Origin of the sequence: Streptomyces sp. NPDC050534 (genome assembly GCF_044457745.1) — a bacterium.
Classification (GTDB): Bacteria; Actinomycetota; Actinomycetes; order Streptomycetales; family Streptomycetaceae; genus Streptomyces.
On sequence record NZ_JBITHF010000004.1, the window covers coordinates 36302 to 47083 of the forward strand.

Sequence of the window (10782 nt, forward strand, 5' to 3'; positions counted from 1 at the left end):
CCTCTGGGGCCCCACTTTTACTGGATTTATTCGGGTGGTCGGGGTGGGGGGGCGGCCCCGGGGGGCCCCCCCCCCCCCCGCCTCACACATGTTCCCGTGACGCCCCGTCAGTTCATCGAGGGTGCCCGCTCGGTGGCGGGCGCGGGAAGAGCCGGCGCCGTCCGCGGCTCGGGCGGCTGCTCGCCCAGCAGCACCGTCCTGACGACCCGCTCGGCGGCCCGCCCGTCGTCGAACTCGCAGAACCGCGCGCGGAAGGCGGCCCGCAGGCCCGCCGACTCCTCGTCCTGCCACGTCCCCGAGGCGAACAGCCACGCCAGCTCCCGGTAGGAGCGCGACACATGGCCCGGCGCCTCGGCGGTGATGTCGAAGTAGGCGCCCCGGCTGGCCGCGTACGCCGCCCAGTCGTCGGCGTGGACCACGATCGGCCGGTCCAGGTTGGCGTAGTCGAACATCAGGGCCGAGTAGTCGGTGACCAGCACGTCGGAGGCGAGCATCACGTCCTCGACGTGCGGCTCGTCCGTCGCGTCGACCAGCACCCCCCGCGCGTGCAGATCGGCGAGGCCGAGGCCGCGCGCCGTGCCGGTGGCGAGGGAGGGATGCAGCCGTACGACGAGGGTGTGGCCGGCGCCGAGATCGGCCGCGAACCGGGCCAGGTCGATCCGGTCGACGTGCCCGCCCCTGCGGTACTCGCGACGGGTCGGCGCGTACAGCACGACCGTGTTCCCGGCGGGGATCCCGAGCCGCCGGCGGACGGCCGCGGCGCGGTCCGCGGGGGCGTCGACCAGCACGTCGTTGCGCGGGCTGCCCGTCCGCAGCGAGGTGAAGTGGCAGGGGTACGCCCGGTCCCACACCAGCTCGGAGTGCCGGTTGGCGACCAGGCTCAGGTCCCAGCGGTCGGCGCGGTGCAGCATCTTCGGCACGCTGAAGCCGTGCCGGGCGCCGGGCTTGTCCAGCAGGTCGGCGCCCATGTACTTGAGCGGGGTGCCCTGGTGGGTCTGGAGGTGGACGCTGCCGGGGCGCTTGGGCAGGGAACCGGACCAGTTGACGTTGTTCACCCAGTACGTGGCCCGCGCCGCCACCGCGTGGTGGTCCCGCGAACCCGGTGTCACGTAGTCGGTGCCGGGCGGCAGCGAGTCCACCGCGTCCTCCCGCACCACCCACACGCCCCTGATGTGCGGCGCGAGTTCACGGGCCCGGGCGTGGATCGCGGCCGGGTCGCCGTGCACGCCCGCGTGGTGGGACGCCGAGTAGACGGCGAGGTGCGGGTCGAGCGGGAGCTTCGACCGGACGCCGTACATCGCGCGCCGGGCCGCCTCCGAGGCCCGGTCCACCGTGCGGCGCTTGCCCGCCCCGGCCAGCCTGCGCAGACCGCGCCCCGCGCGCAGTGCCGCGTAGGAGACGTAGGGCGACGAGGCCAGCAGCCGCATCTCGGTGCCGCGCGGGCCCTGTGGCGGGGTGAAGCCCTCGGGGCAGTGCCGGTCGTGGAAGGCGCGCATCTCGCGGTGGAAGGCGGGGCGGTCCGCGGGGGTCACGCGGTCCTCGCGGGCGATGACGTACAGCATGTGGTCCAGGGCCCGCTCGAAGAGCAGCGGCCGGGCCCAGGCGAGGTCGTCGTGCTCCTCCAGGAAGGCGAACAGGCCCTCGTACTGCGGAAAGATGTCGAAGTGCCGGCGTCCCGGGGTCTTGGTGATCGCGCCCTGCCGTCGCTGCCGGTACTCGACGCCGATGCGGTTCAGACAGGCGATGCGCTCCGCCAGCACCATCGACCGGTAGGTGACCGGCGCGTCCTCGTACAGGCCGGGCCTGTATTGCAGGCCGTGCTCCTGGAAGAAGGCGCGCCGGTACGCCTTGTTCCACGCGACCAGGAACAGATGGGCGTACTGCGGGCTCTCGCGGAGGCTGAAGACGTCCTGCCCCGCGGCGGCCAGCAGGGTGGAGGCGTCGCTGGGACCGCCCCGGCCCCACCAGTGGGTACGGACGTGGTCGAAGACCAGGATGTCCGGGTCCTCGGCGCCCTTGAGCCGGTCGGCGACGGCGGCCAGCAGGCCGGGGGTGTAGAAGTCGTCGCTGTCGAGGAAGAGGACGTAGTCGCCGCGCGCCTGCTCCAGGCCCGCGTTGCGGGCGCGGCCGAGGCCGACGTTCTCGGGCAGGTGCAGCACCCGGACCCGCTCGTCGCGCGCCGCGTACTCGTCGAGGATCGCGCCGCAGCTGTCGGGCGAGCGGTCGTCGACGGCGATCAGCTCGAAGTCGGGGTACGACTGTCCGAGCACCGAGTCGATGCACTCGTGCAGAAAGCCCTGCACCTTGAAGACGGGGACGATGATGCTGAAGCGGGGCACTGCTGAGCTCAGCTCCTTACGAGGGTGGAAGCGGCGGGGGCCGGGACACGCTCCGCGAGCGGGATCACGGGCGGGATCGACTCGGGCGGCTCGCCCAGCAGCACCCGGCGCACGACGCGCTCGGCGGCGTGACCGTCGTCGAACTGGCAGAAGCGCTCCCGGAAGGCGGCCCTGGCCTCGGTGGACTCCGGGCCCGCCCAGGAGCCGTCGTGGAAGACCCGGGCCAGCTCGCCGGGGGTGCGTGCCACCGGGCCCGGCGGATGCTCCAGCACGTCGAAGTAGACGCCTCTCAGCTCCCGGTAGACGTCCCAGTCGTCCGCGTAGACGACGACCGGGCGGTCCAGGTTGGCGTAGTCGAACATGATCGACGAGTAGTCGGTGATCAGCGCGTCGGCGGCCAGGCACACGTCCTCGGACGAGCGGTGCGCGGTGACGTCGATGACCCGTCCGGTGTTCTTCGCGGCGCCCTGGTCGTAGAAGTAGTGGGCGCGCAGCAGGACGACGAAGTCCTCGCCGATCTCCTCGCACAGGGCCCGGAGGTCCAGGCCCGTCTCGAAGCCGGTGTGGTGGTCGCGGTGGGTGGGCGCGTAGAGAAGGGCCGTCTTGCCCTCGGGGATGCCCAGTTCGCGCCGGATGCGGCTCACGTCGTCCGCGGTCGCCGTGTAGTAGACGTCGTTGCGCGGATAGCCGTACTCGAGGGTCTCGTGCACGGCCGGGAAGGCCCGCTCCCACATCTGGGTGGAGTGCCGGTTGGAGGAGAGGTTGTAGTCCCAGCGGTCCACACGGGACAGCAGCTTGGTGAAGCTGCCGGTCGCGGCGGCAACCACGGGGTACGTCGCCTGGTCGACGCCCATCTTCTTCAGCGGGGTGCCGTGCTGCGTCGACAGGTGCACGCTGCCCTCGCGCTTGACGACCGCGTCCGCGAAGTTGGCGTTGTTGACCAGGTACTTGGCGCGAGCCAGCACGTCCCAGTACTTCGCGCTGCCGATGACCGCGTACTCGATGTCCTTCGGCATGAAAGGCACCTGGTCCGGTTCGACCAGGAACACCGAGCGCAGGTGCGGGGCGAGTTCGCGGGCCTTGGCGTGGATCGCGGCCGGGTTGCAGGCGTAGCCACGGCCCCAATAGGCGCAGTACACCGCGAGGTTGGCGTCCAGCGGGCGGCGCAGACCGCGCGCGTACCGCAGACGTGTGCGCACCATGCGCGGGCGCGGCAGACGCTCGGCCGCCCTGGCCGCCGACTGGTTGGCGCCGCGCAGGGCGCGGAAGGCGGTGTACGCACCGGTCGCCAGCAGCCGGTGCTGCACACCGAGGCTGCCGCCCGGCGTGCGGTACCCGGCGGGCCGGTGACGCCGGTAGAGCCTGCCCGCCAGCCGGAAGAAGGCGCGGCGCCTGGCGGGCAGCCGCCTGGGGTGGGCGGCGGTCTTCAGCACGGCCGCGAAGAGCTGCTCGAAGAGCTGACCCAGCCGGTCGGGGGACAGGCCGTCCTCGGCGGCGCGGGTGAGCACCAGGTCGGTCTGGGCGAGGAGTTCGAGGTGGTGCTCACCGGGCAGGCCGAGCCGGCTGCCCTGCCGGCGCACCAGATGCCGTACGACGACCTGGTGCAGGACGGCGGCCTTCTCGGCCTTCAGCAGGACCAGGCCGCCGAAGCCGACGTCGGTGAAGTGGCCGTCGGGGAAGACCAGTTGCCGCTCGGCCAGGAACGTCCTGCGGTAGGCCGCGCTCCACGCCGGGAGCTGCACGCCGGTCAGCGTCGGCACCTGCTCGGGGGAGAAGGCACCCGCCGGATGCTTCGGCAGGAGCAGGGCGGCCGGGTTGGTCGGCTCGCCCTCCCACCAGGGGACGCGCTCGTGCTCGACGTACAGGACGTCCACGTCGCCCGTCTCGGTGAGGCGGGCGTCCAGCGCCGCCAGCGCGCCCGGGACGAGGACGTCGTCGCAGTCGAGGAACAGCAGGTACGCGCCGGTCGCCGTCCGCATCCCGGTGTTGCGCGCCCCGGCCAGTCCGCCCGACGGGGGCGCGTGCACGGGGGTGACCCGGGAGTCCCGCTCGGCGTATCCGGCGACGACGTCCGCCGCGGGTGCGCCGGGCGCGTCGCAGACCGGGATCAGCTCGAAGTCACCGAAGGACTGCGCCAGAACGGAGTCCAGCGCCTGGGACAGCCGGCCGGTCACCCCATGGGACGGGATGATGATGCTGAAGCGGGGCATTCTGCTCTTTCTGTCGAGGTGCTTGAGGGGCTCGGCGGTCGCGGCTCAGCCGAGGCGTCCCGGCCGCCCTGTGGGACGCCAGGTGGACGGTCTGCTCGGTGTGGGCCGCGACGGGCTGGAGGGCATGCGAACTCCCCGGAGTGAGAACGGCGTTCAGTGGCTGTCGGTGACGGTCGCCGGGCCGGCGGGTTGTGGCACGGTGGCCTGCGGGGCGCGTGTGCGGGCCGCGACCGCGGACGGCACGGGGTGGCGTTCGGCCAGGGGGATCACCGGCGGGAGGCCGGTCTCGCCCAGGACGACCCGGCGTACGACGCGCTCTGCGGCGCGCCCGTCGTCGTAGGGGCAGAAGCGTTCGCGGAAGGCGGTGCGCAGCTGGGTGGAGCGGGAGCCGCGCCAGTGGCCGGTGGCGAAGATGTCGATCAGCTCGTCCTCGCTGCGGGCCACCGCGCCCGGCGGGAAGGAACGCAGGTCGAAGTAGGTGCCCCGAGCCGCCTCGTACGCCGCCCAGTCGTCGGCGTGGATCACGATCGGGCGGTCCAGGCCCGCGTAGTCGAACATGATCGGCGCGTAGTCCGTGAGCAGGACGTCCGAGGCGAGACAGAGTTCCTCGACGCTCGGATGGCCCGTGACGTCGATGATCCGCGCGCTCTGCTGCACGGGGTCGTGCGTGCGCGCCAGGACGACGAAGCGGGGGCCCAGGCGGCGCAGGAGGCGTTCCAGGTCGAGGCCGGAGCGCTGGGTGCGGCGGTAGTCGCGGCGGGCGGGCGCGTACAGGACGGCGACGCTGTCCTCGGGGATGCCGAGACGGACGCGCAGCCGGGCCACGTCCGCCGAAGTCGCCTTCTGGAAAACGTCGTTGCGGGGGCTGCCGTGTTCGAGAGTGGTGTAGCCGCCCGGGAAGACCCGCTCCCAGGTCAGCGTGGAGTGCAGGTTGGAGGACAGGACGTAGTCCCACTTGTCGACGCCGTCGAGAAGCTCGGCGAAGTCCGTGTCGCGGGCGGCCGCGGGGTGTTCCTGGAGGTCCAGGCCCATGTGCCCGAGCGGGGTGCCGTCCTGCGTCTGGACGAGGACCTGGCCGCGGCGCTTGATCAGCCGGCGCTCGAACTCGGCGTTGGCGACGAGGTACTTGGAGCGGGCCAGGGCCGTCCAGTAGGCGGCCGTGCCGGGGCTCACCCGCCCGGTGGCCGCGGGGATGGTGTGGTGGTGCTCGGGGCGGGCGATCCACGCCGTGCGGATGTGCGGCGCGTGCGTGCGGAACGCCGCCTCCAGGGCGCCCGGGTGGCAGCCGTGGCCGCGGGCGTCGTAGGCGGTGAAGACGGCGCGGTCGGCGCGCAGCGGGAGGCGGAGCTGGACGCGGTAGTGCAGGCGCAGGGCCGACGCCCGTGCGGCGCGCAGGAGTTTGATCCCGAACTTGGCCGTCCTGCGGTGCAGGGCCCCCGCGTGCTGAAGGCAGCGGTACGTCCGGTGCAGGCCCAAGCCGATCAGGGTGTGCCGCAGGCGGGCGGGCAGCGGCAGCTGGAGGCCGGGGACGCGGTAACGGCGGTGGTGGGCACGGGCCTTGCGCAGGAACTCGGCGCGCGTGCCGCGCGGCAGGCGCTCGCGGTGCGAGAAGACCTTGGCGAAGTGGTCGACCATGCGGCGGAACAACACCGCTCGCCAGCGGGCGAGTTCGGGGCGCTCGTCGAGGAAGGCGAAGACCCGGTCGTACTGCTCGAAGATGTCGAAGTGCTTACGGCTGCTGGTGCCGAGGATGTTGCCCTGGCGGCGCTGGCGGTAGTGGACGCAGACGCGGTCCAGGGTCGTGAGGGACTCCGCCGTCATCAGGACCGGGAAGGTCCAGGGGGTGTCCTCGTAGTAGCCCGGCGGGAAGGTGAAGCCCTCGCGCTCGACGAACTCCCGCCGGCAGGCCTTGTTCCAGGCCACCATCAGCAGGTGCAGCAGGCCCGGGCGGTCCTCCAGGCGGAAGGGGGCCGGGCCCTGCTCGGTCAGCTGCGCCGAGACCACGTTGCGGACGGTCTCGCCCGACCAGTAGGTGCGCGCGTAGTCGTAGACGAGGACGTCCGGTTCGCCGGTCTCCTTCAGGCGGTCGGCGATCGAGCGCAGGGCGTGCGGGGTGAGGGTGTCGTCGCCGTCCAGGAAGATCAGGTAGTCGCCGCTCGCCCGCTCCATACCGGCGTTGCGGGCGCCGCCGAGTCCCCGGTTCGCGGGCAGATGCAGGGGGCGCACGCGTGGATCGCGGGCCGCGAACTCGTCGATGATCGCGCCGCTGCTGTCCGGCGAGCGGTCGTCGACCGCGATCAGCTCGAGATCGGGGTACGACTGCGACAGCACCGAATCCAGGCACTCGTGGAGATACGCCTGAACCTTGTACGCGGGGACGATGACACTGAACCTGGGCAAGGCACATCCATGGGTCGGCGCGGACGACTGGGCCTTGCCCGGGAACGGCCGATGGAGTGACTTGGTTACGTTTCCTACGGCATACGGGGGATCTCCGGTGAACAGAACGGGTCGGGACCGTGACGTCCCGACCCCTCTGCTCCGTTGTCTTCGGGCCTACTTGACCGCGCCCGCCATCACGCCGGACACGAACTGCCGCTGGAACGCGAAGAACACGACCAGCGGGATCACCATCGAGATGAACGCGCCGGGTGCCAGCACGTCGATGTTGTTGCCGAACTGCCGTACCTGCTGCTGGAGTGCGACCGTCAGCGGCTGCGACTGGGAGTCGGAGAACACCAGCGCCACGAGCATGTCGTTCCACACCCACAGGAACTGGAAAATGCCCAGCGATGCGATCGCCGGGGCGCCCAGCGGCAGGACGACGGTGAAGAACAGCCGGGTCTCGCCAGCACCGTCCAGCCGTGCCGCCTCCATGAGTTCACGCGGGATCTGCGCGAAGAAGTTGCGCAACAGGAAGATGGCGAACGGCAGTCCGAAGCCGACGTGGAAGAGGACCACGCCGATGATGTCGCCGAAGATGCCGATCTTGCCGAAGAGGTCGGCCAGCGGGATCAGGGCCACCTGGACGGGGACGACGAGCAGCGCGACCACGACCAGGAACCACCAGTCGCGGCCCTTGAAGTCCATCCAGGCGAAGGCGTATCCGGCCATCGCGCCGATGAGCACCACGAGCAGCGTGGCCGGGACCGTGATCCAGATCGTGTTGAAGAACGCGTGCGTGATCGCGTCGTTCTCCAGGAGCGACTTGTAGCTCTTGGCGGTCAGCTGGCTCGGCGCGGTGAACACCTTCCACCAGCCCGAGGTGGCGATGTCGGTCGGGTCGCGGAACGATGAGATCAGCAGGCCGAAGGTGGGCACCAGCCAGAAGACGGCGACGAGGATCAGGAAGACCCGCATCACGCCGCCCCCCGCACTGCTCGCCACCCGGGAGGCGAAGGACCGCTTGCCGTGCACCGTCGTGTCGAGGGTGGTCATCGGCGCTCCCTCCTCAGCCGGCGGATGTTCACCAGCATCACCGGCAGTACGAGCAGCAGCAGGAGGACGCCGATCGCGCTGCCGACGCCCTCGTTGCCGCCGCCGCCGAAGGACGACAGGAACAACTGCAGGGCAAGGACGTTGGCGTCGGGCTGACTCGGCTGCGGGGCGATGATGTAGACCAGGTCGAAGATCTTCATCACGTTGATCATCAGCGTGATCAGGACGACCGCCAGGACCGGTGCCAGCAGCGGCACGGTGATCTTGCGGAACACCTGCCACTCGTTTGCTCCGTCGACGCGCGCCGCCTCCAGGAGGTTGCGGTCCACGCCCGCGAGTCCCGCGGCGATCAGCACCATCGCGAAGCCGGCCCACATCCACACGTACGAGCCGATGATGGCCGGGGTGACCAGCGTCGGGCCGAGCCAGTCGATGCCGTTGTACGGGGCCGAGAAGTTCGAGGCGGGCAGCTTGAGTTGGGCCCCGTCGGCCTTGTCGGGGAGGCGGAAGGTGCCGTCGGCACCGGTCGTGGCGGAGGCGACCGTGCTGCCGCCCTTCACCGCCTCCACCTTCACGCCCTTCAGCGCCTTCTCACCCGGGTCGATCCTGCCCTTGGTGCCGCCGCCGCCCAGCTTGAAGTCCAGCCAGACGGTGCCGGTCACGCCGGCGCCCGAGGCCGCCTTCGCGTTCCCGGGGTTGCCGGGCAGCTTGTCCGGCGCGATGCCGACCAGCGGGAGCAGGGCCGGGGTGCCCGCGTGCACGGTGCCGGTCGTCGTGAACGACCCGCCGCCGGAGGGCTTGAGGTCGCTCGCCGTCGCGTTCGGCCGGGCGCCCGGATACACCGACGACGACACGAACGTGTCGTGGACGGCCTTGGCGACCGCGTTGGCGGCGCCGAGGTTGGGGTCCTGCTCGTAGACGAGGCGGAAGATGATGCCCGCGGCGAGCATCGAGATCGCCATCGGCATGAACACGAGGAGCTTGAACGCCGTTCCCCAGCGCACCCGTTCGGTCAGCACGGCGAAGATCAGGCCGAGCGCGGTGACGACGGCCGGTGCCACCGCGACCCAGATCGCCGTGTTGCGTACGGCGGTCAGGGTGGCCTCGTTGGTGAAGATGTCACCGTAGTTCTTCAGCCCCACGAAACCGGAGCCGCCGGCGTCGTAGAGACTGCGCCAGATCGAGTACACGATCGGGTAGACCACGAGCGCCCCGAGGAGAACGAGCGCGGGCAGCAGGAACAGCACCGCCACCCACAGCCGTGTCCCCGTGATGCTCTTGCGCGGCGAGACGGAGGGCGTCGGCAGTGCGCCGGCGCCCCCTGTCGTCTTCGCTACCGACGTCATGGCCGCCGTCAGCCTGCGGCGTAGGCCTTGGCCGCGTCGGCCTCCAGCTTCTGCTGGGTGCCGGCGACGTCCTTCGGGTTGCGCAGGAAGTCCTGCAGGTCCTTCCACTCGCCGACGCCCGCCGTGCCGCCGAAGGCGGCCGGTGCCTGGTCGGACATGTCGAACCGGAAGTTGTCACCGGCCGCGAGCAGTGACTTCGCGATCTGGCGGGTGATGTCGTCCTTGTACGCGCTCTGGTCCAGCTCCTTGTTGGGGGAGAGGATGCCGCCCTGCGCCGCCCAGATGGCGGCCGCGTCGGTGGAGGCCAGGAAGGTCAGCAGCGCCTGGGGGCCCTTGCCGTCCTTCAGCGCCACGGCCACGTCGCCGCCGCTGACCACGGGCGGGATGCCGCCGATGGTCGGGAACGGGAAGACCTTGGCGTCCTTGCCCAGTACGGCCTTGGTGTCGGCGTTGATGTTGGCCGTCACGAAGTCGCCCTCGAAGACCATCGCCGCCGGGTTGCTGCCGGAGAAGGTCTGGGTGACCGACTTCGGGAACTCCGTGTTCAGCGCGCCCTTGTTGCCGCCCGCGATCAGGTCGTTCTTGCCCCAGAGCTGGGCGAGCGTGGTGAGCGCCTTCGTCACCGACGGGTCCGTCCACTTGATCTTGTGGGCGGCCAGCTCGTCGTACTTGTTCGGCCCGGCCTGGGAGAGGTAGATGTTCTCGAACCAGTCCGTGAGCGTCCAGCCGTCCGCGCCGGCGACGGAGACGGCCGGGGAGCCGGCGTCCGACAGTGTCTGCGCGGTGCTGAGGAAGGTCTGCCAGGTCTTGGGCGTGCTGGTGATGCCGGCCGCCTGGAACGCCGCGGTGTTGTACCAGACCAGGGACTTGTTGGCGGCCTTGGCGTAGACGCCGTACTGCTTGCCCTTCCAGGCGCCCAGGTCGACCCAGCCCTTGGAGAAGTTCTTGTCCAGCTGGGCCTTGGCGTCCGCGCCCATGGGCTTGAGCCAGCCCTTGTCCGCGAACTCGTGCAGCACACCCACCTGAGGCAGGAACGCGACGTCCGGCGGCTTTCCGCCCTGGATCTTGGTACCGAGGAAGGTGGAGGTGTTGTTGCCCGTGGGTACGAAGTTGATCTTGGCGCCGGTCCGCTTCGTGAACTCGGCCATGACCTTCATGAAGTTCTTCTGCTCGGCACCGGTCCAGACGGCGGCGACCTCCAGGGTCTGGCCGTCGAGCTTGGGCAGCGTCACGCCGCTGCCGCCTCCGCTGCCGCTGGCGCTCGCCGAGGAGCCGCCGTTGCTGCTCTTGTTGTCGCTGCCGCCACAGCCTGTGAGTGCCAGCGCGAGGGCTGCCGCGAGGAGGGCGGCGGCGGGTTTGGCGGCCTTGAGTGTCCGGTTCTTGCTGCTCGTGCTGCGCATCACTGCCCCGTTCTTCGATCTTCGTCGAACGTCGAGCGCTGTCCCGTGG

6 protein-coding genes are annotated in these 10782 nt (G+C 70.9%); all 6 read right to left on the minus strand.

Going from position 1 to position 10782, the window contains the following annotated elements; all coding sequences use genetic code 11:
• Positions 1–107: 107 nt before the first annotated feature.
• The 6 genes from ACIBN2_RS14475 to ACIBN2_RS14500 all read right to left on the minus strand — a co-directional run bounded on the left by ACIBN2_RS14475 (position 108) and on the right by ACIBN2_RS14500 (position 10733).
• On the minus strand, positions 108–2339 hold the full coding sequence (locus tag ACIBN2_RS14475; protein ID WP_399134672.1) for a CDP-glycerol glycerophosphotransferase family protein: 2232 nt from the start codon (positions 2337–2339) through the stop codon (positions 108–110).
• Between the two features lie 8 nt (positions 2340–2347).
• The gene (locus ACIBN2_RS14480) at positions 2348–4549 is read right to left on the minus strand and encodes a CDP-glycerol glycerophosphotransferase family protein (protein WP_399134673.1); all 2202 of its coding nucleotides are present in this window, start codon (positions 4547–4549) and stop codon (positions 2348–2350) included.
• A gap of 153 nt (positions 4550–4702) precedes the next feature.
• Entirely contained in the window at positions 4703–6949 is a 2247-nt protein-coding gene (locus tag ACIBN2_RS14485; RefSeq protein WP_399134674.1) for a CDP-glycerol glycerophosphotransferase family protein, read from the minus strand.
• Between the two features lie 156 nt (positions 6950–7105).
• A complete protein-coding gene (locus ACIBN2_RS14490) occupies positions 7106–7987 on the minus strand; it encodes a carbohydrate ABC transporter permease (RefSeq protein WP_399134675.1) in 882 nt (293 codons plus the stop codon).
• Positions 7984–9333 (minus strand): carbohydrate ABC transporter permease, encoded by a 1350-nt coding sequence (locus ACIBN2_RS14495; RefSeq protein ID WP_399134677.1) that lies wholly within the window; start codon positions 9331–9333, stop codon positions 7984–7986. Before ACIBN2_RS14495 ends, ACIBN2_RS14490 begins: the two co-directional genes overlap by 4 nt.
• Before the next feature lie 8 nt (positions 9334–9341).
• Entirely contained in the window at positions 9342–10733 is a 1392-nt protein-coding gene (locus tag ACIBN2_RS14500) for an ABC transporter substrate-binding protein (RefSeq protein WP_399134678.1), read from the minus strand.
• Positions 10734–10782: the final 49 nt, after the last annotated feature.